27 protein-coding genes, 2 tRNA genes and 1 other RNA gene are annotated in these 23,798 nt (G+C 63.1%); 22 read left to right on the top strand and 8 right to left on the bottom strand.

The window, feature by feature from the left end; all coding sequences use genetic code 11:
* Positions 1–131: 131 nt before the first annotated feature.
* The 6 genes from rsmG to rpmH form a co-directional block, all read right to left on the bottom strand.
* A complete protein-coding gene (gene rsmG / locus AC1M2K_RS06200) occupies positions 132–770 on the bottom strand; it encodes a 16S rRNA (guanine(527)-N(7))-methyltransferase RsmG (RefSeq protein WP_480238880.1) in 639 nt (212 codons plus the stop codon).
* A gap of 357 nt (positions 771–1,127) precedes the next feature.
* Positions 1,128–1,646, bottom strand: coding sequence for a Jag family protein (locus tag AC1M2K_RS06195; RefSeq protein WP_480240255.1), 519 nt, complete (start codon positions 1,644–1,646; stop codon positions 1,128–1,130).
* Between the two features lie 4 nt (positions 1,647–1,650).
* Entirely contained in the window at positions 1,651–2,736 is a 1,086-nt protein-coding gene (gene yidC, locus AC1M2K_RS06190) for a membrane protein insertase YidC (protein ID WP_480238882.1), read from the bottom strand.
* 7 nt (positions 2,737–2,743) lie between these two features.
* On the bottom strand, positions 2,744–3,043 hold the full coding sequence (gene yidD, locus AC1M2K_RS06185) for a membrane protein insertion efficiency factor YidD (protein ID WP_480240812.1): 300 nt from the start codon (positions 3,041–3,043) through the stop codon (positions 2,744–2,746).
* A 38-nt stretch (positions 3,044–3,081) separates the two neighbouring features.
* Positions 3,082–3,372, bottom strand: coding sequence for a ribonuclease P protein component (rnpA, locus tag AC1M2K_RS06180; RefSeq protein WP_480240811.1), 291 nt, complete (start codon positions 3,370–3,372; stop codon positions 3,082–3,084).
* 80 nt (positions 3,373–3,452) lie between these two features.
* Positions 3,453–3,590, bottom strand: coding sequence for a 50S ribosomal protein L34 (gene rpmH / locus AC1M2K_RS06175; RefSeq protein ID WP_010204566.1), 138 nt, complete (start codon positions 3,588–3,590; stop codon positions 3,453–3,455).
* Positions 3,591–3,924: 334 nt separating this feature from the next.
* On the opposite strand from rpmH, the gene dnaA reads away from it, so the two are divergent.
* The 12 genes from dnaA (at position 3,925) to AC1M2K_RS06115 (ending at position 15,880) form a co-directional block, all read left to right on the top strand.
* Entirely contained in the window at positions 3,925–5,358 is a 1,434-nt protein-coding gene (dnaA, locus tag AC1M2K_RS06170; protein ID WP_480238884.1) for a chromosomal replication initiator protein DnaA, read from the top strand.
* Between the two features lie 402 nt (positions 5,359–5,760).
* Positions 5,761–6,909 carry a DNA polymerase III subunit beta gene (gene dnaN / locus AC1M2K_RS06165; RefSeq protein ID WP_480238885.1) on the top strand — a complete coding sequence of 383 codons (1,149 nt, stop codon included), beginning with the start codon at positions 5,761–5,763 and terminating at the stop codon, positions 6,907–6,909.
* 44 nt (positions 6,910–6,953) lie between these two features.
* The gene (gene gnd / locus AC1M2K_RS06160) at positions 6,954–7,844 is read left to right on the top strand and encodes a phosphogluconate dehydrogenase (NAD(+)-dependent, decarboxylating) (protein WP_480240254.1); all 891 of its coding nucleotides are present in this window, start codon (positions 6,954–6,956) and stop codon (positions 7,842–7,844) included.
* A gap of 34 nt (positions 7,845–7,878) precedes the next feature.
* Complete coding sequence (gene recF, locus AC1M2K_RS06155) at positions 7,879–9,057, top strand: DNA replication/repair protein RecF (RefSeq protein ID WP_480240253.1); 1,179 nt, start codon at positions 7,879–7,881, stop codon at positions 9,055–9,057.
* Positions 9,050–9,556 carry a DciA family protein gene (locus tag AC1M2K_RS06150; protein WP_480240252.1) on the top strand — a complete coding sequence of 169 codons (507 nt, stop codon included), beginning with the start codon at positions 9,050–9,052 and terminating at the stop codon, positions 9,554–9,556. The genes recF and AC1M2K_RS06150 overlap by 8 nt, the downstream gene beginning before the upstream one ends.
* Positions 9,557–9,678: 122 nt before the next feature.
* The gene (gene gyrB / locus AC1M2K_RS06145; protein WP_480240251.1) at positions 9,679–11,688 is read left to right on the top strand and encodes a DNA topoisomerase (ATP-hydrolyzing) subunit B; all 2,010 of its coding nucleotides are present in this window, start codon (positions 9,679–9,681) and stop codon (positions 11,686–11,688) included.
* Between the two features lie 28 nt (positions 11,689–11,716).
* On the top strand, positions 11,717–14,287 hold the full coding sequence (gene gyrA / locus AC1M2K_RS06140; protein WP_480240810.1) for a DNA gyrase subunit A: 2,571 nt from the start codon (positions 11,717–11,719) through the stop codon (positions 14,285–14,287).
* Positions 14,284–14,688, top strand: a complete 405-nt coding sequence (locus tag AC1M2K_RS06135) for a DUF3566 domain-containing protein (RefSeq protein WP_480238890.1) — start codon at positions 14,284–14,286, stop codon at positions 14,686–14,688. Before gyrA ends, AC1M2K_RS06135 begins: the two co-directional genes overlap by 4 nt.
* A gap of 78 nt (positions 14,689–14,766) precedes the next feature.
* Positions 14,767–14,840 (top strand) — tRNA-Ile (locus AC1M2K_RS06130).
* 35 nt (positions 14,841–14,875) lie between these two features.
* Positions 14,876–14,948 (top strand) — tRNA-Ala (locus AC1M2K_RS06125).
* A gap of 67 nt (positions 14,949–15,015) precedes the next feature.
* Entirely contained in the window at positions 15,016–15,420 is a 405-nt protein-coding gene (locus tag AC1M2K_RS06120) for a VOC family protein (RefSeq protein WP_480240250.1), read from the top strand.
* A 46-nt stretch (positions 15,421–15,466) separates the two neighbouring features.
* Positions 15,467–15,880: an NUDIX hydrolase gene (locus AC1M2K_RS06115; protein ID WP_480240249.1), complete on the top strand. Its 414-nt coding sequence runs from the start codon at positions 15,467–15,469 to the stop codon at positions 15,878–15,880.
* Positions 15,881–15,936: 56 nt separating this feature from the next.
* Here AC1M2K_RS06115 and AC1M2K_RS06110 read toward each other — a convergent pair whose 3' ends face one another.
* Positions 15,937–16,458 (bottom strand): DNA helicase, encoded by a 522-nt coding sequence (locus AC1M2K_RS06110; protein WP_480238894.1) that lies wholly within the window; start codon positions 16,456–16,458, stop codon positions 15,937–15,939.
* A 106-nt stretch (positions 16,459–16,564) separates the two neighbouring features.
* Between AC1M2K_RS06110 and AC1M2K_RS06105 the strand changes: the two genes are divergently transcribed.
* The 10 genes from AC1M2K_RS06105 to AC1M2K_RS06060 all read left to right on the top strand — a co-directional run bounded on the left by AC1M2K_RS06105 (position 16,565) and on the right by AC1M2K_RS06060 (position 22,021).
* Positions 16,565–17,107, top strand: coding sequence for a peptidylprolyl isomerase (locus AC1M2K_RS06105; protein WP_480238895.1), 543 nt, complete (start codon positions 16,565–16,567; stop codon positions 17,105–17,107).
* A gap of 192 nt (positions 17,108–17,299) precedes the next feature.
* Complete coding sequence (locus AC1M2K_RS06100; RefSeq protein ID WP_480240248.1) at positions 17,300–18,001, top strand: rhomboid family intramembrane serine protease; 702 nt, start codon at positions 17,300–17,302, stop codon at positions 17,999–18,001.
* 24 nt (positions 18,002–18,025) lie between these two features.
* On the top strand, positions 18,026–18,271 hold the full coding sequence (locus AC1M2K_RS06095) for a cell division protein CrgA (RefSeq protein ID WP_480238897.1): 246 nt from the start codon (positions 18,026–18,028) through the stop codon (positions 18,269–18,271).
* 506 nt (positions 18,272–18,777) lie between these two features.
* Positions 18,778–18,842, top strand: an RNA gene (locus tag AC1M2K_RS06090) — hammerhead ribozyme type II.
* Entirely contained in the window at positions 18,842–19,270 is a 429-nt protein-coding gene (locus AC1M2K_RS06085) for a class E sortase (protein WP_480238898.1), read from the top strand. The genes AC1M2K_RS06090 and AC1M2K_RS06085 overlap by 1 nt, the downstream gene beginning before the upstream one ends.
* 2 nt (positions 19,271–19,272) lie before the next feature.
* Complete coding sequence (locus AC1M2K_RS06080; protein ID WP_480238899.1) at positions 19,273–19,431, top strand: hypothetical protein; 159 nt, start codon at positions 19,273–19,275, stop codon at positions 19,429–19,431.
* Between the two features lie 9 nt (positions 19,432–19,440).
* Entirely contained in the window at positions 19,441–20,076 is a 636-nt protein-coding gene (locus AC1M2K_RS06075; RefSeq protein WP_480238900.1) for an anthranilate synthase component II, read from the top strand.
* Positions 20,077–20,316: 240 nt separating this feature from the next.
* Positions 20,317–20,952: a hypothetical protein gene (locus tag AC1M2K_RS06070; protein WP_480240247.1), complete on the top strand. Its 636-nt coding sequence runs from the start codon at positions 20,317–20,319 to the stop codon at positions 20,950–20,952.
* Positions 20,949–21,362 carry a phage holin family protein gene (locus tag AC1M2K_RS06065; protein ID WP_480238902.1) on the top strand — a complete coding sequence of 138 codons (414 nt, stop codon included), beginning with the start codon at positions 20,949–20,951 and terminating at the stop codon, positions 21,360–21,362. The genes AC1M2K_RS06070 and AC1M2K_RS06065 overlap by 4 nt, the downstream gene beginning before the upstream one ends.
* Complete coding sequence (locus AC1M2K_RS06060; protein WP_480240246.1) at positions 21,359–22,021, top strand: DUF3618 domain-containing protein; 663 nt, start codon at positions 21,359–21,361, stop codon at positions 22,019–22,021. The genes AC1M2K_RS06065 and AC1M2K_RS06060 overlap by 4 nt, the downstream gene beginning before the upstream one ends.
* A gap of 61 nt (positions 22,022–22,082) precedes the next feature.
* Here the strand turns inward: AC1M2K_RS06060 and pknB are convergent, their stop codons facing one another.
* On the bottom strand, positions 22,083–23,777 hold the full coding sequence (pknB, locus tag AC1M2K_RS06055) for a Stk1 family PASTA domain-containing Ser/Thr kinase (RefSeq protein ID WP_480238904.1): 1,695 nt from the start codon (positions 23,775–23,777) through the stop codon (positions 22,083–22,085).
* Between the last annotated feature and the right edge of the window lie 21 nt (positions 23,778–23,798).

The following is a 23,798-nucleotide window of genomic DNA, read 5'->3' as shown; positions in this document are numbered from 1 at the left end:
TGGGCATCGGGGGATAGACCACGCCAGGTATCAGACTGTGAAGGACACCTGAGCACCGACGCAGCTACTGTTTCACGTGAAACAAACGAGCCAGTGGCCGGCAGTGGCCACGCGTCTGCCTGTGGAATCGTCTAGTGGGCTCGGACGGTACCGAGAATCACCCGCGTGACGTCCTCGGTAATTCCTTCACCAAGGACCTGAACACGGGCATCCGTCACCTTGTACTTGCGCATCTCTTTGGCAGCCGAGTCGATCTCAGCCTGGGCGTTCGCGCCCTTCATGAGGACCAGCTCGCCGCCATCACGGAGTAGGGGAGCCGTCAGGGGCAAGAGCTTCCTGAAGGCGCTGACGGCGCGCGCGGTCACCTGGTCCAGCCGCTCTCCGAGCTTCACGTCCTCCGCACGCTCCCGCATAACGGTCACATTGCTCAATTCAAGCTCGTTGACTTGATCATTCAGCCAAGCGACCCGGCGCTCCATCGGCTCGATCAGCACAAACTGCACATCTGGGCGGGCGATACCCAGGACGAGTCCAGGGAGACCGGCGCCGGACCCCACGTCGCCCACCGTGCCGGGGCGGAGCAACGGTGCCACCAGAGCGCTGTTGAGAATGTGCCGGGTCCAGAGACGCGGTAGTTCCAGGGGTCCGATGAGCCCCAGTTCCTCACCGCGACGGGCAAGGTTCTCGGTGAAGCGCCGCGTCAGGGGGAGGCGATCACCCAGGAGGAGGGATGCAGCGGCGGGCTCGGGCTCGAGTGTTGCGTCAGTCATGTCGGGTCAACTCTATTCGGTCGGGCGGTAGCCGGGGTGAGGAGGAAGTGCCGGTTGTGACCACAAGGATGAGGATCGCGACACGCTCGACCATCGGGCTGAGGCCCGGTCATCGAGGTTGTCGGAATCACCACCGGTGCGCGGGTGCGATCTTGACAGGCCCGATCACCAGGCGAGAAGAGTCTCGACGCGGTCGACCAGTGAAAGAGCAAAGATCTCGACAGGCTCGATCATCGGGCGAGAAGTATCTCGACAAGCGCGATCAGCGATGAAGCTCGATCAGCGAGCGGGCTCGACCAGCGACGGCCGCGGGCCGGCGACACCGGCCACCCCGTTTCACGTGAAACAACCGGCGCGCTAGGCGCGCGTGATCACCGTGTGACGATCGCGGCCCTCGCCGTGTGATGTGGAGACAAAACCCCGCTCAGATACGACATCGTGAACGAGCTTGCGCTCGTAGCTCGACATCGCGGGCAGAGCGGCGGACGAAGCGCCGGCCTCGAGCTGAGCGATCGCACTGTCCACGAGCACGGTCAACTCGGCCTGGCGAGCATCCCGAGATCCACCGATGTCCAGGATCAGGCGGGAGAACGCACCGGTCTTGCTCTGCACGGCGAGGCGGGTCAACTCCTGGAGCGCGCTGACGACGTCGGGCTTGGAGAGAACGCGGATGTTGCTTCCCTCGCTCGCCGTGACGGCGACATAGGCGCGGCCGTTACGCACGTCGATGTCGATGTCGCCGTCTAGGTCGCAGATGTCGAGGAATTCCTCGATGTAGTCCGCGGCGACGTCGCCTTCTTCTTCGAGCTGGGTGACGGTGGGGGAGTCGTTCCGCACGATCTCAACGTCTGCCTGGTTATCGATCAGGTCGCTCATCGCGCTACTTTCCATTGTTCTTCGGAGCCTGTCCGGCCTCGGGGTTGGGCTTCGCTGCAGGCGCTTTGGGAGCGGCTGCAGGGTTCTTCGTCTGGGCAGGCGGTGTCTTCGGTCCGGTGGCGGCGGGGCCCTTAGGCGCAGCCTTCTTGGCGCGGTTCTTTCCGACCGGCTGCTGGCGCTGGGCCGGCTTCTTCTCTTCGATGACCAGGGTGTCGCCCGCGCCTTCGGCTGGCTTCAGCTTGCCCTTGCGGGCCAGTCGCTCTTCGCGTTCCTTCGCTGCTTCCGTACCGGGCATCGGCATGTTCCTGATGATGATGAACTGCTGGACCATGGTCCAGATGTTCGAGACCAGCCAGTAGAACATGACACCGAGCGGGAACGCGAAACCGGAAAAGAGGAAGACGAACGGCAGGATGTAGAGCAGGATTCGCTGCTGCTTGAACATCGGGCTGGCCTTGGTCTCGTCCGAGATGTTCTTGGAGACGATCTGCAGCTGAGTGATGAACTGTGACGCGGTCATGAGGACGACCATGATGGCCGCAACGATCATGACGCCGACCTCGGGTCCACCTGCAGCGTTCATCGCCGACTGGAAGCTCATGTGCAGGGGAGCGAAACCGAACAGCGACGACGAACCGAACTGCTCGGAGAGCTCCTCGTTGAGCGGGCCGACACCGGACTTACCGGTCTGCGAGTCGTTGAGCACCGAGAACAGGGCGAAGAAGATCGGCATCTGAACGAGGAGGGGAAGACAGGAGCCCAGCGGGTTCGTCCCGGTCTTCTTGTACAGCTCCATCGTCTCGCGGCTCATGGCCTCGCGACTGAACTGGTCCTTCTTGCCCTTGTACTTGTCCTGGATCTTCTTCAGCTGCGGAGCGACTTCCATCATCCGGCGCTGATTCTTGATCTGCTTGACGAAGAGCGGGATCAGCAGTGCGCGAACCACGAGCACCAGGCCGACGATCGACAGAACCCAGGTGAGTCCCTCCTCCGGAGGGAGTCCCAGCGCGCTGAACAGCGAGTGCCAGCCGACGAGGATTAGCTCAACGACCCACTTCAACGGCCAAAGGATGATCGACAAGAGATCCATGTGGGATTTAGCCCTTTCGGTGGCTGGCTGTTACAACGAACCCTCGCGGGGTCACGGTGTATCGGAAGTTCTTTTTGAGTGGCGCATCATCGACGCCGCCGGCAGCCCACGGGTGGCAGCGCGCGATCCGCCTGAGGGCGAGTCCCGATCCGATCACTGCACCGTGCTGTGCGATGGCGTGCATCGCATAGGCCGAACAAGAGGGATAGTACCGGCAGACTTCACCATAAAGCGGTGAGATCGCTGTGCGGTACGCGATCAGAGCGGCAACCGCCGCGTTGCGCGGAAGCAGCAGGATGCTCTGCATCGCGTCGGTCCCGATTCCCTGGTCTGCGGTGACGCCGGTCACGAGCGCGCCGCCAGGCTGGTGGCTGAGCGTTCGATCTCGCCCGACAGGTCGGGAAAGGTGGCACCTGCCGCTGCAGGAAGTGCGCGAAATACCGTCTCCGCGCCATCGGGCAGCGATGGTGCGATCGCATATGCGATTGCTTTAAGACGGCGACGAACCCGGTTGCGTACGACGGCGTTGCCGACCGTTTTTGCAACAATGAACCCGAACCGCGGAGATCCGCCATTCGGGTTCATCAGTTGATAGGTCACGCTGTTCACGCCAACCATCCGTCGTCCACGGCGCACGACCCGCTTGTAGTCATCTGCGCTCGTGATGCGTTGCGCTTTAGCGAGCACGATGACGACGGGTTGCCGGAGTCGGGATGCTACGCGGAGAGTTCGGTGCGGCCCTTGCGACGGCGGGCGCCGAGGATGGCACGGCCGGCGCGGGTGCGCATGCGCAGACGGAAACCGTGCACCTTGGCGCGACGACGGTTGTTCGGCTGGAAGGTTCTCTTGCTCATAATCACTTACTCCACGTTTGGAATCTCCACTGCGGCGGTGTGCATAGCAGGGGAAAGATTGGTGCCCGTAGGCAGAAGTCAACTGATTAAACCTACGGCCTCGACGCCCGATGGTCAAACTGAATCAGGCCAAACGAATGATTATCCACAGGTTTCACAGGGAAGCCAGCACTGACACGCGGGCGGATTTCTGCGGTAAATTTGGGGTCATGCGTCCGATTGGCTAGCGTGAGGGATCAGTTATCCCCAGCCTCGCCTTCCCGGTTCCCAATGGATCCGCCGGTGTGAGAGCATCCGTGGATAACTCTGTGAATAACTTTCAATGTGGGGAAATATGGCAAACGAGCAAGAGTCAATCACGCAGACGTGGCAGACCGTGCTCGATGAGCTCGCAACCGACGAGCGCATCACACCTCCGCTCCATGGGTTCCTCAACCTGGTCGTCCCCAAGGGGATCATGGCCGGCACCTTTTACCTCGAGGTTCCCAACGAGTTCACGGCCGGCCAGCTGAACATGCGAATGCGTGCCCCCTTGCTCAAGGCGATCGGCACCCTGCAGGAATCGCACGGCGCCTCGACCTTCGCCGTGGTCGTTAATCCGGAGATCATCGACGAGGAGTACGAGCCCCTTCCCCAGGCTCCCGCGAATCAGGAACAGCCGAGTTACGTCAACAACGCGCCCTCCCACATGTCGATGACCGATACCGTCCTCCCGGCACGACAGAACGACACCCGGCTCAACTCGAAGTACTCCTTCGACAATTTCGTCATCGGCCAGTCAAACCGCTTTTCCCACGCAGCGGCTGTCGCCGTGGCTGAGGCGCCAGCGAAGGCATACAACCCGCTCTTCATCTACGGCGACTCCGGACTCGGTAAAACCCACCTTCTCCACGCCATCGGCCACTACGCCATGAGTCTGTACCCGGGCATCCGCGTCCGCTACGTCAGCAGCGAGGAATTCACCAACGACTTCATCAACTCGATCGCCAACAACCGCGGGTCGGTCTTCCAGTCCCGTTACCGCGACATCGACATCCTCCTGATCGACGACATCCAGTTCCTGCAGGGCAAAGCGGAGACGCAGGAAGCGTTCTTCCACACCTTCAACACCCTGCACGACCACAACAAGCAGGTGGCGATCACCAGCGACCTGCCGCCGAAGGCCCTGACCGGCTTCGAAGACCGGATGCGCTCGCGCTTCGAGTGGGGTCTGATCACCGACGTCCAGGTTCCCGACCTCGAAACGAGGATCGCGATCCTCCGTAAGAAGGCGCAGAGCGAGAAGCTGCAGATCCCCGACGAGGTTCTCGAATTCATCGCGTCAAAAGTGTCCAGCAACATCCGCGAACTCGAGGGGACTCTCATCAGGGTCACGGCGTTCGCCAGCCTCAACCGCACCCCCGTCGACATGAACCTCGTGCAGACCGTGCTCAAGGACCTCATCACCCTCGACGACGACAACGTCATCTCTCCGGTCGACATCATCAACATCACGGCGGCATACTTCAAACTCAGCGTCGACGACCTCTATGGTTCGAGCCGTTCCCAGGCCATCGCCACAGCCAGGCAGATCGCGATGTATCTGTGCCGCGAGCTGACGAACCTGTCCCTTCCCAAGATCGGTCAGCTCTTCGGAAACCGGGATCACACGACCGTGATGTATGCCAACAAGAAGATTTCCGACCTCATGCAGGAGCGTCGCTCCATCTACAACCAGGTCACCGAACTGACCAGCCGCATCAAGCAGGGACACCGTTTCACTCGTTAAAGCGGTGAACACACGGGGTTAACCAGTGGAAAACTGAGGCGTCGTACACAATGTGGATAACCCTGTGGAAACTGTTCGGACAACTCGGGCGCGTCTGTGAAATTGGACGATCCGATTGTGAACAAGCCACTCGGATGCCAGTAAACGCATGGGATGCCGTTGGCACCGACTGCACAGCCCGCCAACAACTCACACAGTTGTAGTTCCCATGTGTTTGCTTGGATCGACAGAGTTATCCACAGTTTCCACAGCGGTTAAGACCATTAACGATTCTTTAACTCTCTCTCCAGTCGACAACCTTCTCGCCGCGGCTCGATCTCCTCGAACAGGTGAATGACAGTGCTTCCTCGACCCGACTAACATGGGGAACCACTCGTACCTTGAAACGACAGGGGATCCACTGTGCGGTTTAGCGTCAATCGCGATGTCTTCAGCGAAGCAGTCTCATTCGCGGTGAAGCTGTTGCCGCAGAGAACGACCCTTCCGATCCTCAGCGGTGTGCTCATCCAGGCCACGGACGACGGTCTGACGCTCTCGAGCTTCGACTACGAAGTCTCAGCTCAGACCCAGATCAGCGCCCAGGTCGATGAAGCCGGCACGATCCTCGTCTCCGGCCGACTCCTCGCCGACATCGCCAGCCGACTTCCGAACGCTCCGGTGCAGTTCACGACGAACGACAACCGGATCGTCGTCTCTTGCGGCTCCGCCAACTTCACGTTGCTCTCGATGCCCGTCGAGGAATATCCGACGATCCCCCAGATCTCCGGCCAGACCGGGCTCGTGCCCGGCGAGGACTTCGCAGCCGCCGTAGCCCAGGTGGCCGTCGCCGCGTCACGAGATGACGTCACGCCGGTCATCACCGGCGTTCAGCTGGAAGTCACCGACAACCGCATCAGCCTCGTCGCCACCGACCGATACCGTGTCGCTGTCCGAGAGATCGACTGGGACAACGGCGACAACACCACACCGGACAGCCTCGTCGCTCTTGTTCCTGCGCGCACGCTCCAGGAAGTCGGCAAGACCTTCGGTCACTCGTCGACGATTTCGGTCGCCTTCACCAGCAAGGACGACCGCGAGCTCATCGCGTTCACCGCTGACAAGAAGACCGTCACCTCGCTGCTGATCAAGGGTTCTTTCCCGCCTGTGCGCCGCCTGTTCCCCGACTCCAGCGAGAACTATGCGGTCATCAACACGGCCGAACTCATCGAAGCCGTCCGCCGTGTCTCCCTCGTTCTCGAACGAGAGGCTGCGCTCCGATTCACGTTCACGATCGACGGACTGACCATGGAGGCCGTCGGATCCGAGCAGGCACAGGCATCCGAAGCGATCGACGCGCTGCTGACCGGCGACGACATCGTGCTCAGCCTCAAGCCGCAGTTCCTCATCGATGGCCTTACCGCCGTGCGCAGCGAGTATGTGCGGTTCTCGTTCACCAAGTCGGAGAACACCAACAAGCCAGGGCCGATGCTGATCACCAGCCAGTCGTCCAAGGACCAGCCAGGCGCCGACAGCTTCAAATACCTGCTGCAGCCGAACCTTCTCCTGCGCTAGACCTGGGCTTCCGCCCGCAATTCACACCTCGAAGGACACCTCGCATGCACATTGGCCTCATCGGACTCGGCAAAATGGGCGGCAACATGCGAACCCGCCTCCGTAACGCAGGTATCGAAGTCACCGGTTTCGACCGCAACCCGGATGTCTCGGATGTCGCCACCCTCGACGACCTGGTCGCGGCTCTCCCTTCGCCACGCACCATCTGGGTGATGGTGCCTGCCGGCGCGATCACCGACGGTGTCGTTGCCGACCTCAACGAACGACTCGACGCAGGCGACCTTGTCATCGATGGCGGCAACAGCCGATTCACCGAGGACTTCAAGCACGCTGAGTTGCTCTCGGCGAAGGGCATCGACTACATCGATGCCGGTGTTTCCGGCGGTGTCTGGGGTCTCGAGAACGGATACGGCCTCATGGTCGGCGGATCGGCCGCCCAGGTCGAGCGTGTCATGCCGGTCTTCGACGCACTCCGACCGGAAGGCCCGCGCGAAGAAGGCTTCGTCCACGTCGGTGAAGTCGGTGCTGGTCATTACGCAAAGATGGTGCATAACGGCATCGAATACGCGCTCATGCAGGCGTATGCCGAGGGCTTCGAGCTCCTCGAGAAGCGCGAAGACATCATCCGTGACGTCCCCGGAACGTTCAAGGCCTGGCAGCGCGGCACCGTCGTGCGGTCCTGGCTGCTCGAACTCCTCGTCCGTGCACTGGACGAAGACGATGATCTGTCCGAGATCGAAGGTTACGTCGAGGATTCGGGTGAAGGACGCTGGACGATCGAGGAAGCAGTGGCGAACGCCGTCCCCGTCCCGACCATCTCGGCATCCATTTTCGCCCGTTTCGTCTCTCGCCAGGATGACTCGCCTGCGATGAAGGCGGTCGCGGCGCTCCGGAACCAGTTCGGTGGTCACTCGGTGAAGAAGTCCGACGACTGACCTGCCTGTCAGGCGCGCTCGGTAGGCTTCTGGAGTGATCGTCACCCACCTCAACCTCAGCAATTACCGCAATTACGCGGTCGCTGACGTGGCGATGGCGCCGGGCGCGAATCTCTTCGTCGGGCGCAATGGCCAAGGCAAGACCAACCTGGTCGAAGCCCTCGGCTACCTCTCCACCCTCGGCTCCCACCGCGTGTCCACAGACTCGGCGCTCATCCGCTCCGGACAGGATGCCGCGATCATCCGGGCCAGACTGCAGCACAACGGCCGCGACCTTCTCACCGAGGTGCAGATCAACCGCACCGGGGCCAACCGGGCCCAGGTCAACCGCGGCCAGATCAAACCGCGCGAGCTGCCCCGTTACTTCTCCAGCGTGCTCTTCGCCCCTGAAGATCTCGGCATCGTCCGTGGCGACCCGTCAGCACGCCGGCGGTTCCTCGACCAGCTGCTCATTCTCCACACCCCCCGGCTCGCGGGCGTGATGAGCGACTACGAACGCACCCTGAAACAGCGCAACTCGCTCCTGAAATCGGCACGCGCATCAGGCCTCAAACCGAACCAGCTGACAACGCTGGAGATCTGGGACGACAAACTCGTCGCGCTGGGTTCCGAGATCATCGACGAGCGCGTCGCGCTGATCGAATCCCTCAGGCAACCGATCCGGGATGCCTATGCCTCTGTCGTCGGCGATGACCACGGTCCTTCACTCACCCCGCTGCTCTCGATCGACGGGGTCGACGCCGAGCTCGAATCGCCGGATACGGCCGACGAACCGTCCGCAGCGCCATCCGGTGCGACTGCCGAACGGTTCCGGGCCGCGCTCGCCCTGCAGCGCCGCAGTGAACTCGAGCGCGGACTCACACTGGTCGGCCCTCATCGGGACGACATCCTCTTCGAACTGAACGCGCTCCCGGTGAAGGGCTACGCCAGCCACGGCGAGACCTGGTCGTTCGCCCTTGCGCTCAAACTCGCCTCGGCCGAGCTGCTCCGGCGGGACTCGAACACGGGCGACCCCGTGCTGATCCTCGACGATGTCTTCGCGGAGCTCGACCTCAACCGCCGGGCCAGGCTCGCGGCTGCCGTCGCTGGTTTCGAGCAGGTACTCATCACCGCTGCCGTCCTCGAAGACGTCCCGGAGGCTCTGACCGCCCATACCGTGCACATCTCCGCCGGGCAGATTCTCGAAGCAGCCGGTGAGGCCATTCATGGCTGAGGCGAACCGCGGCCCGGACTCATCCTCAGAATCGGCGCGTGTCTACGTGCGTTTCAAGGAGCTCTTCGGCGGGCAGAAGCACTACGCGCGTTCTAAACGGAATCGCAAGACGGAGCCGGGCGAGAGCGTCCCGTTCGGACTCGGCCGCGACCCGAAAGGCATCAGCGACGTCCTCGGCGCACTGACCAGCCAGCTCGGCTGGGACTCGCCGTTGGCACAGTCCGAGCTCGTGGCGAACTGGACGGAGTTGGCCGGCGAGGAGACCGCTAACCACTCCTCGCCGGTCGGAATCGAGAACGGTGTTCTCACCGTCCAGTGCGAATCGACGGCCTGGGCGACGCAGCTCCGGCTGATGCGCGTCGACATCATGACGCACATCGCCGTGAGGTATCCCGAAGCGGGGATCGAGAGCATCCGTTTTCTGGGACCCAACGTCCCATCCTTCAAACGCGGCCCCAGATCGGTTCAAGGGCGTGGCGTACGCGATACCTACGGTTAACCAGACATTTGTGGTCGACCCTGCGGTAAAAGTGCCTCAGAGGGGCATATCAGCCCCGAAGCCCTCGCGTTCTTGATAGAATTACATGTCGAGCACGAACACGGTTTGGAGCCTAATTTCATATGTCATCAGAACCGAACAGGTCCGCGGATAACAGCGACTACGGCGCAAGCCAGATTCAGGTTCTCGAAGGTCTCGAAGCCGTACGTAAACGCCCCGGAATGTACATCGGTTCCACCGGTCCGCGCGGTTTGCATCACCTGGTCTACGAGATCGTCGACAACGCGGTCGATGAGGCCCTGGCCGGCTACTGCGACAACATCGAGGTCACGATCCTTCCGGACGGTGCCGTCCGTGTCGTGGACAACGGTCGAGGGATCCCCGTCGACATCCACCCCGTCGAAGGAAAATCGACCGTCGAGGTCGTTCTGACCATTCTCCACGCCGGAGGAAAGTTCGGCGGAGGCGGATATGCCGTTTCCGGTGGCCTCCACGGTGTCGGCAGTTCGGTGGTCAACGCCCTGTCGAACCGCCTCGACGTCGAGGTCCGCCGCCAGGGTTCGGTCTGGCGCGCCACCTTCCACGACGGTGTCGCCGACGCTCCCCTCTCGCAGGATGAGGATTCCGAGGAGACCGGAACCACGATCACGTTCTGGCCGAGCGCGGAAATCTTCGAGACCACCGAGTTCGACTACGACACGCTTCGTACCCGGTTCCAGCAGATGGCGTTCCTCAACAAGGGACTCCGCATCGCACTGCACGACGAACGCGCCGACCACCTCATCGAGGGGAAGGTCACGGTCGACGGTACCGAGCCGGAACTCGTGCAGCAGTCGAACGTGTTCCTCTACGAGCGCGGTCTCGTGGACTACGTCGAGTACCTCAACCACGCCCGCAAGGCCGACCTCGTCAACGACGAGATCATCTCGTTCGAGACCGAGGACGACAACCGCAAGATCGCCCTCGAAGTCGCCATGCAGTGGACGACCGCGTACACCGAGAGCGTCCACACCTACGCGAACACGATCAACACCCACGAGGGCGGAACCCACGAAGAAGGTTTCCGCGCCGCACTCACCACGCTCGTCAACAAGTACGCGCGTGAAAAGGGCCTGCTCAAGGAGAAGGACGACAACCTCTCAGGTGATGACGTGCGTGAAGGCCTCACCGCCGTCATCTCGGTGAAGCTCACCGAGCCGCAGTTCGAGGGCCAGACGAAGACCAAGCTCGGCAACACCGAAGCGAAGGCATTCGTCCAGAAGGTCGTCGGCGATCAGCTCGGTGACTGGTTCGGTCGCAACCCGGCCCAGGCCAAGGAGATCATCCGCAAGGCGTTCCAGGCTGCGACCGCGCGTCTCGCCGCCCGCAAGGCCCGCGAGACCGCCCGCCGTAAGGGACTCCTCGAGGGTGGCGGTATGCCGGGCAAGCTCAAGGACTGCCAGTCCAAGGACCCATCGCTTTCCGAGATCTTCATTGTCGAGGGTGACTCGGCCGGCGGCTCGGCCGTGCAGGGCCGAAACCCGGAGACCCAGGCGATCCTGCCCCTCAGAGGCAAGATCCTCAATGTGGAGAAGGCGCGACTCGACCGCGCCCTCGGCAACGCCGAGGTCCAGGCGATGATCACCGCTTTCGGTGCAGGCATCGGCGAGGACTTCAACCCGGAGAAGGCCAGGTACCACAAGATCGTCCTGATGGCCGATGCCGACGTCGACGGCCAGCACATCACCACGCTGCTGCTCACCCTCCTGTTCCGCTACATGCGTCCGCTGATCGACTTCGGCTACGTCTATCTGGCGCAGCCGCCGCTGTTCAAGCTCAAGTGGACCAACGCCGAGCACGAATACGTCTACAGCGATGCCGAACGTGACGCCCAGCTCGCCGCGGGAATCGCGGCCGGCCGTCGCATCCCGAAGGACAACGGCATCCAGCGTTACAAGGGTCTCGGCGAGATGGACTACAAGGAGCTGTGGGAGACCACAATGGCCCCCGAGACCCGCACGCTGATGCAGGTCAACCTCGACGACGCTGCAGCCGCCGACGAGATCTTTGCCACCCTGATGGGCGAGGACGTCGAGTCACGCCGAAACTTCATCCAAAAGAACGCGAAGGACGTACGGTTCCTTGACATCTAACGACACCACTCCCGAAGGCGCCGAAGACATCGTTGTAGATCCACCCGAGGACCATGGCGTCCACGGCAGGATCAGCCAGGTCGATCTCCAGTTGGAGATGCAGAGGTCGTACCTCGACTACGCGATGAGCGTCATCGTCGGTCGCGCCCTCCCCGAGGTGCGCGACGGCATGAAGCCCGTTCACCGCCGCGTGATCTACGCCATGTATGACGGTGGCTACCGGCCGGACAAGGCCTTCTCCAAGTGCGCCCGTGTCGTCGGTGACGTGATGGGTCAGTTCCACCCGCACGGCGACTCGGCGATCTACGACGCACTGGTCCGACTCGTCCAGCCGTGGAGCCTCCGCTACCCGCTGGCGCTCGGCCAAGGCAACTTCGGTTCCCCCGGAAACGACGGGGCGGCAGCACCGCGGTACACGGAAACGAAGATGTCGCCGCTCGCCATGGAAATGGTCCGCGACATCGACGAGGACACCGTCAACTTCCAGGACAACTACGACGGACGCACCCAGGAGCCCGCCGTTCTTCCCGCCCGGTTCCCGAACCTCCTGGTCAACGGCTCGGTCGGCATCGCCGTGGGTATGGCCACGAACATCCCACCGCACAACCTGCGCGAGGTCTCGAGCGCTGCCCTCTGGCACCTGGCCAACCCGGATGCCTCGCGTGAGGAGCTTCTCGAAGCCCTGATGCAGCGGGTCAAGGGTCCCGACTTCCCGACCGGAGCCCAGATCCTCGGAGTGAAGGGCATCCACGACGCCTACCGCACCGGTCGCGGCTCGATCACGATGCGCGCCGTCGTCAGTGTCGAGGAGATCCAGGGACGCACCTGCCTCGTCGTCACCGAGCTGCCGTACCAGGTCAACCCGGACAACCTCGCGGTGAAGATCGCCGACATGGTCAAGGACGGCAAGATCTCGGGTATCGCGGACATCCGCGACGAGACCTCCGGCCGCACCGGCCAGCGCCTCGTCATCGTGCTCAAGCGTGATGCCGTCGCGAAGGTCGTGCTCAACAACCTCTACAAGCACACGCAGCTGCAGGAGAACTTCGGCGCGAACATGCTTGCGATCGTCGACGGCATCCCGCGCACGCTCGCGCTCGACGGATTCATCACCGCGTGGGTCGCCCACCAGATCGATGTCATCATCCGTCGCACGAAGCATCGCCTGATGAAGGCGGAGGAACGTGCTCACATCCTGCGCGGGTACCTCAAGGCCCTCGACGCCCTTGACGAGGTCATCGCCCTGATCCGCCGGTCCAAGACCGTCGAGGATGCCCGCGACGGCCTGATCGACCTCCTCGACATCGACGAGCTGCAGGCGCGGGCCATCCTCGAGATGCAGCTGCGCCGTCTCGCCGCTCTCGAACGCCAGAAGATCATCGACGAGCACGACGAGATCGAGCGCGAGATCACCGAGTACAAGGCGATCCTCGCGAGCCCCGAGCGCCAGCGCACGATCGTGAGCGAGGAACTCACCGAGATCGTCGACCGGTTCGGAGACGACCGTCGCACCGAGATCATGTTCGGCTACGACGGAGACATGAGCGTCGAAGACCTCATCCCCGAAGAAGAGATGGTCATCTCGGTCACGCGCGGCGGCTACATCAAGCGCACCCGGAGCGACAACTACCGCCAGCAGCACCGCGGTGGCAAGGGCGTCAAGGGAGCACAGCTCCGCGCTGACGACGTCGTCGATCACTTCTTCGTGACGACCACGCATCACTGGCTGCTGTTCTTCACGAACAAGGGCCGGGTCTACCGGGCCAAGGCGTACGAGGTGCAGGAGGCCGGCCGTGACGCCAAGGGCCAGCACGTCGCCAACCTGCTCGCCATGCAGCCGGATGAGGAGATCGCTGAGATCCTCGATATCCGCGACTACGAGGCGGCCACCTACCTCGTGCTGGCGACCCGCAACGGTCTCGCCAAGAAGACCGCACTGAGCGAATACGACACCAACCGCACCGGTGGCATCATCGCCATCAACCTGCGTGAGGGTGACGAGCTCGTCGGTGCACTTCTCGTCGAAGACGACAGCGACATCTTCCTCGTCTCACGACTCGGCATGTCCATCCGTTTCACCGCGAACGACGAGACGCTGCGGCCGATGGGACGCTCGACATCCGGTGTGATCGGGATGAACTTCCGTGACGGCGACGAACTCCTGTCCGCCTCGGTCCTGCCGGCGGATCCCGATGCGGAAGCCTTCGTGTTCATCGCCACCGAGGGCGGCTACGCGAAGCGCACTGCGGTCGAGCAATACCGGCTCCAGAACCGCGGCGGACTCGGTATCAAGGTCGCCAAGTACAACGAGGACCGAGGCGACCTGGCCGGCGCACTCATCGTGAGCGAGGACGACGAGGTGCTTGTGGTTCTTGCCAGCGGCAAGGTGGTAAGGTCTGCGGTGGCCGAAGTTCCCGCCAAGGGCAGGGACACCATGGGCGTCGTTTTCGCACGATTCGCAGACGATGACCGGATTATTGCCCTGGCCAGGAACAGTGATCGCAATCTTGTGGCCGCGGACGCAGAATCAGCAGATGTCATAGTCGTAGAAGAAGCTGCAGCGCCCGCCGCCGAGGCTGAGAAGGAAGAACAAGTATGAGTAGCGTTGCCGAGAAGCTCGCCAAGAAGTCGACGAAACGCACCTCGACAAAGCAGGTCCGTCTCAAACTGGTCTACATCGACTTCTGGTCGGCAGTGAAGCTGTCGTTCCTCGTCGCTGTCGCCCTCGCGGTCGTTACCATCGTCGTGTTCTTCCTCGTGTACACCGTGCTCGACCAGACGAACATCTTCGACCAGGTCAACGGCCTGTACAAGGATGTCGCCGGAGTCGGCAACGACCTCCTGGCGATCTTCAACCTCGGACGGGTGATGGGCTTCGCCGTCGTCGTCGCGATCCTCAACCTCATCGTCGTAACCGCGCTCGGTGCCCTGTGCGCCGCGCTGTACAACCTGAGCGTGAAGATCACCGGCGGACTCCTGGTCGGCTTCACAAACAACTAAGCGTGATCGAGAGGGCTCGACGAGCCCTCTCGATTATAGAAAACGGCAGATCTCAGGTAGTCTCTAATCTGCCCAAACGGGGATATAGCTCAGGCGGTTAGAGCGCTTCGCTGATAACGAAGAGGTCCCAGGTTCAAGTCCTGGTATCCCCACTCGGGAGACGTTTAGATACAATTTCTCCCTAATCGGGGCCTTAGCTCAATTGGTAGAGCGCCTGCTTTGCAAGCAGGAGGTCAGGGGTTCGATTCCCCTAGGCTCCACAGTTTTCTCCCTCCCCGAGCGTCTGACTTTCACGGAATCGTGTGTCGCCTGCGCCACACTGGAACGATGGACATTCTCTTCGTCGCCGGGTTCTCACCGATCGTCGCCGACCCCGACGCCTCCCTCTCGTTCTACGGCGGCAGCCTCGGCATCCGCTTCGAAGAGAAGATGGGCGACTACAACTACACCCACCAGCTCAATGGGACGAAGCATCTGGGCCTCTGGCCGCTCGCAGAGGCCGCTGAGACCTGCTTCGGCACCCCGGACTGGCCGGACGACATCCCCGTGCCTCAGGCGACCATCGAGTTCGAGGTCAGGGACGTGGCCGTCGCCGAGCAGGAACTGCGCGCGAAAGGGCTGACCCTCATCCACGGAACCCGCACGGAACCATGGGGGCAGGTGACCGCGAGACTCCTCAGCCCTGAGGGTCTCCTGATCGGGCTCGTGTCGACGCCCTGGCTCAGCGAATAGAGTCGCCGGCCTTCGCCGGGAACCTCTCGATGGGTACTGTGGGCGGATGGACATTCGCGTTGCTGCGTACGGCGTCATCATCGATGGCGACCGGATCCTTCTCGCCCACTGGCGGGAGGCAGGACACAGCGGCTGGACCCTGCCTGGCGGTGGCATCGATCCGGGCGAACACCCGGCGGATGCCGCGGTACGCGAGATCTTCGAGGAGACCGGCTACACCGCCGAACTCGACGGTCTGCTCGGGATCGACTCGTTCGTCGCGCAGCCCGAGAATCGCATTTCACCGAATGCAACCAGACCCCTGCACGGTCTCCGCATCGTCTACCGTGCGCACGTCACGGGTGGTGAGCTGACCTATGAGGTCGGCGGGTCGACCGACCTAGCCGCGTGGCATCCGCTCACCGCGGTACCGTCGCTGAAGCGCGTGGCGCTCGTGGACATAGCGTTGGCGATGCTGTGACAAACGAAAGATGGCCGATCCCAGGTGGGACCGGCCATCCTTCGAAGTAACGAGGATCAGAGGTTCGGCAGGGCCGGCTCTTCGTCAGCAACCCACAGCTCGTCGTCGGCACGGAACGTCTGCCAGACCGCGTAGGCGACACCCGCAGCAGCGAGTACTCCGACGCCGACGGCGATGACACTGCCGACGTTCGACTTCTTCGGTGCCGGCTTGGCCGGCTGGAAGCGTTCCAGCGCAGCGCGGACGCGGTGGTCCTTGGCGATGTCGCCGATCGACAGAACGCTGCCGACCACCCCTCCGAGCACCGGCAGGACCGTCTTGTCGATGCCGCGCTTGGCGACATCGGCGAAGTCCCGTGATGCGGCATAGCCGCGGTCGACGACCGGCTGCACCTTGTGTTCGTACGTGTTCACGACCGAGGGAACGATCTGCTCCCGGCCATATGCACTCAACTGCCTGCTCGCCTCACGAGCGACATGGTTGGCGTGGTCCAGAATCTCCTGCTGGGCTTGCCACAACTCGTTGGCTTCACCCTTGAGTCGCTTGAGCTCTTTTTTGCGCTTGCGTGACAGACTCACCGCTGACCTCCATTGATCTCGTTTTAACGCGACAGACATCCATCTTGCCACCGAATGCCCTGAACACCACCCGGCTTGACTCAATGCGTGTGTAAGAATTGAAAACATGTCAAAGCACACCGCTGTCGCAACCCTTCACACCAACTACGGCGACATCAAGGTCAACCTCTTCGGTGACCACGCCCCCAAGACGGTCGGCAACTTCGTCGGCCTGGCCACCGGCAGCACCGAATGGACCGACGAGCGCACCGGTGAGACCAAGAAGGACACCCCCCTTTACAACGGTGTCATCTTCCACCGCATCATCCCCGGCTTCATGATCCAGGGCGGCGACCCCCTCGGCAACGGAACCGGCGGCCCGGGCTACAAGTTCGACGACGAGATCCACCCGGAACTCAACTTCAACGAGCCGTACATGCTCGCGATGGCAAACGCAGGCAAGATCGCGGGCCGTGGAACGAACGGCTCCCAGTTCTTCATCACGGTCGGCGACACCAGCTGGCTGCAGGGCAAGCACACCATCTTCGGTGCCGTCGAGGACGAAGCCAGCCGCAAGGTCGTCGACAAACTGGCAGAGGTTCCCCGTGACGCACGCGACCGCCCCCTCGACGACATCGTCATCGAGAGCGTCACGGTTGCCGACGTCTAAACCCCGCACTGGCTTCGGCCCGGTCTTCGGTATCGGCGAATGAGCCAGTCGTCCGTTCCTCCCGTGCGCCGGGACAACTTCTGTTACCGCCACCCCGACCGGCAGAGCTTCGTGCTCTGCCAGCGGTGTGGGCGCACGATCTGCGGCGAATGCCAGACGCCTGGCGCGGTTGGCGTGATCTGCCCGGAATGCATGAAGCAGCAGCGTCAGACAGCGCCACGACGGACGGGTTTCTTCAGCCGCAGCGGCGACCGGCCGATCGTCACGTACGTTCTCATCGCCGTCACGGCATTCGTTTTCCTGCTGCAACTCATCCCGGGACTCAACGTCACGGAATACCTGTTGTACGCGGGTGTCTACTCGACGCCGCTGGCGTTCGAGCCGTGGCGGATGCTGACGACTGTCTTCGTCCACTCCCAGAGTTTCATTTTCCATGTCCTGCTGAACATGTACACGCTGTGGATCTTCGGGCAAGCGCTCGAACCCATGCTCGGGCGCGCACGTTTCCTTGCCCTGTATCTGATCTCCGGTTTTGCGGGCTCGCTCGGTGTGCTGTTCCTCACGGACGGAACCACTCCGGTCGTCGGTGCGTCCGGTGCGATCTTCGGCCTGATGGGTGCATTCCTCGTGATCCAGCGCAAGCGCGGCGGCAACATGAACGGCCTGCTTGTGCTCGTCGGGATCAACCTCGTGATCGGCTTCATCCCCGGCATCAACGTCGCGTGGCAGGCGCACCTCGGCGGGCTCATCGGCGGCGCCCTTGTCGGTCTGATCTACTACGAGACCAGGCACCTCAAGCACAAGCGACGTCAGACTCTCCTCATCTCCGGGCTGTGCGTCGTGCTCGTGATCGCCAGCCTGATCCCCTACTTCGCGGTGATGCGCGCGCTTTAGGGCTGAGCGACTAGAATCGGCGCTATGGCACGCGACAAAACGAAGAGCACACAGGCCACCTCGAGCACCCAACGCTCCGGTGAGCAGGCACCCAACCCGGTCTGGTTCAAGCCGGTGATGTTCGGCTTCATGCTCCTCGGGCTGGCCTGGATCATCGTGTTCTACGTCAGTCAGGGAGCTCTGCCGATCGCCGCGCTCGAGTCCTGGAACATCGTCGTCGGATTCGGAATCGCCTTCATCGGCTTCCTGATGACGACCCGCTGGCGTTAGTTTCCCCAACCAGCGCCGCGCCGCGCCCGGGATACCGGGCGCAGCCGCCGCGGCTCCACGGGAAAACCCCCGGCCAGAGTTGTTAACAGGGTTATTAACACTGTGGACAATTACACCGGTGTAATTATCCCCAGCTTGTGGATAACTCTGTGCACAACTCTGGGAAAGCCTCCAAGGTGCCGCAGATAGACTTGCCGAATGCCAGACAGCCCCGAGTCCGTGCCGCCCACCAGGGCGTCGCGTCGTGGGCGGAACCGCTCGCAGAAGCCGCGACCCCGAGTGAGCGTTGTCGGAGTGATCGGTGAACTGCTCGTCACCGGCGGGGTCCTCGTGCTCCTGTTCCTCGTCTGGCAGCTCTGGCTCAACGACGCGGTCCTCCGTGCGGCTCAAGACACCGAAGCAGATGCGCTGAGTAAATCGTGGGCCACGAGTATTCCGTTGCCCACGGCATCCGAAGCGCCTGCAGACCCCGTCGACGCCGTCGACCCGTTGGTCCTCGCGGAACCAGGCGACGCCGAGGTCTTCGGCGTCCTCCGGGTGCCGCGGTTCGGCGCTGACTACGCAGCCAAAATGGCCGGCGGCGTCTCGACGTCACGCACGCTCAACCCGCTCGGGATCGGACACTACCCGGACACGGCGATGCCCGGCCAGCCGGGTAACTTCGCCGTTGCCGGACACCGGAACACTCACGGCAAACCACTCAACCTGGTCGGAACCCTGCAGGTCGGCGACGCGATCGTGGTCGAGGTCCCCGAGGGCTGGTACACCTACCGGTTCAGGACCCTCGAGTACGTGAAGCCGTCGGGGGTCGGGGTCCTCAACCCTGTCCCGCAGCTCGACGGTGTCGAAGCGACGGACTCGTTCATCACCCTCACCAGCTGTAATCCGGCATTCTCAACCGCGGAACGTATCATCGCCTATGGCGTCTTCGAATCGTGGACGCCGCGAACCGCCGAACCCGATGGGCCGGCTTCGCTGGCCGCACCAGTGGAAGGCTAGACATGTACGGTGCGTTGTGGCGCGTCCTGCCTGGACCGGTCTGGGTGCGCATCCTGATACTCATCGCGCTGCTCGCGGTAGTTTTGTATCTGCTGGCGACCTGGGTGTTCCCCTGGGTGCAGTCGTTCATCGACCCCCAGGAAGTGACCGTTGAAGAGTAAGAGGCTCCTGTGACTCGCGTATTGGTAATCGACAACTACGACAGCTTCGTCTACACCCTGAACGGGTATCTGCTGCAGCTCGGCGCTGAAACCGAGGTTCTTCGCAACGACACGATCAGCGAAGCGGATGCCGCGGCGAAGCTCGCGGAATACGACGCGATCCTGGTCTCCCCCGGCCCCGGAAAGCCGTCTGACGCCGGCGTCTCCATCCCGATGGTGAATGCAGCGCTGGCATCGGGCACACCGCTCCTGGGCGTGTGCCTCGGGCACCAGGCAATCGCTGAGGCATTCGGTGCGACCGTGACGAACGCCGACGAGCTGATGCACGGCAAGACCTCGCTCATAGAGCACGACGACAGCGCGTTCTACGCCGGGGTCCCGCACCCCTTCACAGCCACCAGGTACCACTCGCTCGCCGTCGTGGACGGGACGGTCCCGAGCGACCTCGTCGTCACCAGCAGGACCCAGGGCGGCGTCATCATGGGCCTCCGCCACAGCGAGGCGCCGATCTACGGTGTGCAGTTCCACCCCGAGAGCGTGCTCACAGAGGGCGGCTACCTCATGCTCGGCAACTGGCTCGCTGCCGCAGGCCTCCCGCAGGCCGCTGAGACCGCCAAGGGACTCACCCCGCTCGTCGTCTCCTAAGAGCGTCTGGCCCGGCCCCACTCGTCCCACCGAGCCGGGCTGCGCTCGTCGCGCCCGCAAAACCTCCGCCCGAGACCTCCATCCGGGCGCGTGATACTCCCCTGTTTGAGGGGAGTCAAGCCTTTTGTCGATTCTTGGAGTTCGCGAAGCCCCGGGTGAGGATTTCTCTCACGACTCGAGATCCCGAAGCCGTCGCCACCCCTGGCGACGCGGACGGGTCTCCTCCGAGGAGGAAAAATCATGACACAGACGTCATCAGATACAACCGAAGCATCCACCACGGATCGTGTGCGGGATGCCGGATCCCACGTAGCCAGTGCAGCCGCCGATGAGGCCGGCAACGTGAAGCAGGAAGTGAAGCACCAGGTGCGCAACCTCGCCGGCGAAGTCCGTTCGCAGGTGAGCAGTCAGGTTGCCACTCAGCAGGAGCGTGCCGCAGGCGGCATCCGTTCTGTCAGCGATGAGCTGCGCTCGATGGCCGATTCGTCCAGCTCGCAGGGCATGGCCTCGAATCTCGTCTCGCAGGCCGCCTCACGGGCCGGCGATGTCGCGGGCTGGCTGGAAGGCAGGGATCCCTCAGCTCTGCTTGACGACGTCAAGCGATTCGCCCGCCGCCGCCCCGGCGTCTTCATCGCGATCGCTGCAGGCGCCGGCATCGTCGTCGGACGACTCGCGAAGTCGCTCGCGAGCGGGAACGACGAGTCAGACGACACGTCGGCCGGGCGACCGACTGCGACGAACATCCCTGCCGCGGACTACACCGCAGCAGGTACGACTGCAGGGTACGCCTCCGGGTACACCGCGCCCGCCGGGCACACCGAGACGTCTGAATACCCATCGGGTACCCCGGAGTACCCGAGCGGTGACGTTCGATGAGTGAGCCATACGTTCCGGATCCGAACGGAAGGACCGAATCGCTCGGCCAGCTGCTCGGTGAGGTCTCGAAGGACATCTCCACACTGTTCCGGCAGGAAGTGGAGCTCGCGAAGGCCGAACTGTCCGAATCCGCGAAGAAGGCCGGCAAGGGCGCTGGAATGTTCGGTGGTGCAGGAGTAGCCGGCCTGATGGCCCTCGTTTTCCTCTCCGTGGCGCTCTGGTGGGGACTGGGATTCCTCACCGGTCTGGTGTGGTCCGCGATCATCGTTGCGGCCATCTGGGGCATCGTCGCAGCGGTGCTCGCAATGCGCGGCAAGAAGGAAATCGAAGAGATCCAGGGTGCGCCGAAGACGGCCGAGACCCTGAAGAAGGTACCAGACGCATTCAAGACAAGTGAGGACCAGAGATGACGAACGACCCGGAAGCAATCCGACAGGACATCGAAGAGACGAGGAGCAACCTCAGCTACGACGTCGACGCGCTCGCCGACAAGGTGAGCCCGTCGAGCATCGCCCAGCGCCAGACCGAGAAGGTCAAGGGTGTCGCACGCAAGGTGAAGGACAGCGTGATGGGCGCGGCTGACGGTGCGTCCTCCCACGTGGGCGATGCAGCGTCCCGCATCGGTGACGTCCCGCACACCGCGATCGACAAGGCGAAAGGCAACCCCATCGCCGTCGGCCTCATCGCTTTCGGCGCTGGCCTGCTAGCCGCCTCGTTGATTCCGGCATCCTCGAAGGAGAGGGAGCTCGCTCAGACCGCCAAGGAAAAGGCCGCTCCGCTCGTCGACGACCTCAAGGAGACGGCGAAGGGCGTGGCTGAAGACCTCAAGGAGCCGGTCAAGGATGCCGCGGAGTCCGTGAAGGATGCCGCGACGACCGCCGCCTCCAACGTGAAGGACGATGCGACCAGCCAGGTCCAGGACATCAAGGGCGACTCGGATGAGGCATCCGGGTCCTCCGGCCAGTCGTACTCCACCGCGGGCTACGTCGCCCCTGACAGTGGCGCATCTCCGCTCAGTTCTGATGAGCCGGTGTTCGACGCCACCCGGACGGAAGAACCACTCCGGTAGCGGGCAGAGAGAAAACGGCGGCCGCGACTGACGTCGCGGCCGCCGTTTCCTCTCTGGCGCATCAGCCCGTGCAGTAGGTGAGGTCGATGGTGGACCGCTGGGGTACGTCGCCTGGTGCGAGCGACTGGTTCGTCACGGGGTTGCCCGGCTGAGCCGGACAGCTCGTGTCGGGGATCGGCTGCACGGTCAGCCCGACCGCCGCGTCCTCCATCAGTTCGGTCGCGACATCGATCGACTGTCCACGGACGTCCTTGATCGTGACCATTCCGCTCGAGACGATGAGGTTCACGGTGGTGCCCTCAGGCACTTCACTTGCCGCTGCCGGGTCAGTACTGATCACGGAGCCAGCCGCGAGACTGGGTGAGTTCTGTTTCGAGATCGACCCGATCGCCAGCCCAGCGGCGGTCAGGTCCGCTTGCGCCTGCTCCGAGGTCTTGTTAGCGACATCCGGCACCGTGACCTTGGCCGCTCCGAGCGAGACGTAGACCCGGATGACATCCTTGGGCCTGACCTTGCTGCCTTCGTTCGGATCCGTGCGGATGACGAGTCCCTCGTCCACGGTCGTGTTCTCTTCGGTGACCACACTGGCGACGAGGTCGAGGTCGGTGAGAGTGTTCACCGCGCTCTCCTCACTCACCCCGACGAGGTCGGGGATCAGCCGCGACTCGGTCTGCAGCACGGGTGCCTGACTGAGGGACATCACCCAGATCATCACCGCGATCAATACGACAGCGATCGACGCGATTCCTGCCCAGATCCAGACAACGGGTGGCCGGCGCTGGGTCCTCGTGACCGAGTCGTCGCTGGTCAGCTGACGGAGCGCCTGCTCGGTGCTCGCCGACGCGCGTGGCGAGGGACCGAACAGCGCTGTGCTCGCGTCGTCGGTGTCGTGGTGGACGGGAATCTTGCCCGATGCGGCTACGGCGACGTCGTCGCGGAAGTCCGCGGCTGTCTGGTAGCGCCCGAAACGGTCCTTGGCCAGCGCGCGCATGACGACGTGATCGAGGGCCGGTGACACCTTCGGGTTCACTGACGACGGCCGCACGGCGGTCTCGCTCACATGCTGGTACGCGACGGCGACGGCGGTGTCGCCGCGGAACGGTGCCCGACCGGTCAGCATCTCGAACAGGACGACCCCGGTCGAGTAGAGGTCGGTGCGGGCGTCGACGGTTTCGCCCTTCGCCTGCTCCGGCGAGAAATAGGAGGCGGTGCCGAGGATGGCCGTGGTCTGAGCGACGGTCGACGACGAATCGGAGACGGCCCTCGCGATCCCGAAGTCCATCACCTTGACCTGCTCGTCCGGCGTGATCATCACGTTGCCCGGCTTGATGTCGCGGTGGACGACTCCGGCGCGGTGTGAGTATTCGAGGGCGGTGAGGATGCCTTCGGTGATCGCCACGGCGCGGCCGGATTCCATCGGCCCCTCGGCGATGACCGACTTCAGCGTGCGGCCGTAGACGTACTCCATGACGATGAAGGGTTCACGTGAAACGCGCCCGTCCTCCTTGATCGTCTCCTCGCCTGCATCGAAGACACGCACGATCGTGGGATGAGCCATCCGCGACGCCGCCTGGGCTTCCTGACGGAAACGGGTGCGGAAAGCCGGGTCGTTGGCGAGGTCGGCCTTGAGGATCTTGATGGCCACGGTGCGACCGAGCTTGGTATCAGTGCCGCGGAAAACGTTGGCCATGCCACCGCGACCGATCAGGTCGCCGACGAGGTAGCGCCCCGCGAGCAGGCGTTGTTCGTCAGCCACGCATGAACTCCTTCAGATCAC

The organism is Mycetocola sp. Y171 (assembly GCF_056713165.1).
This window is presented reverse-complemented; position numbering and strand designations above follow the sequence as displayed.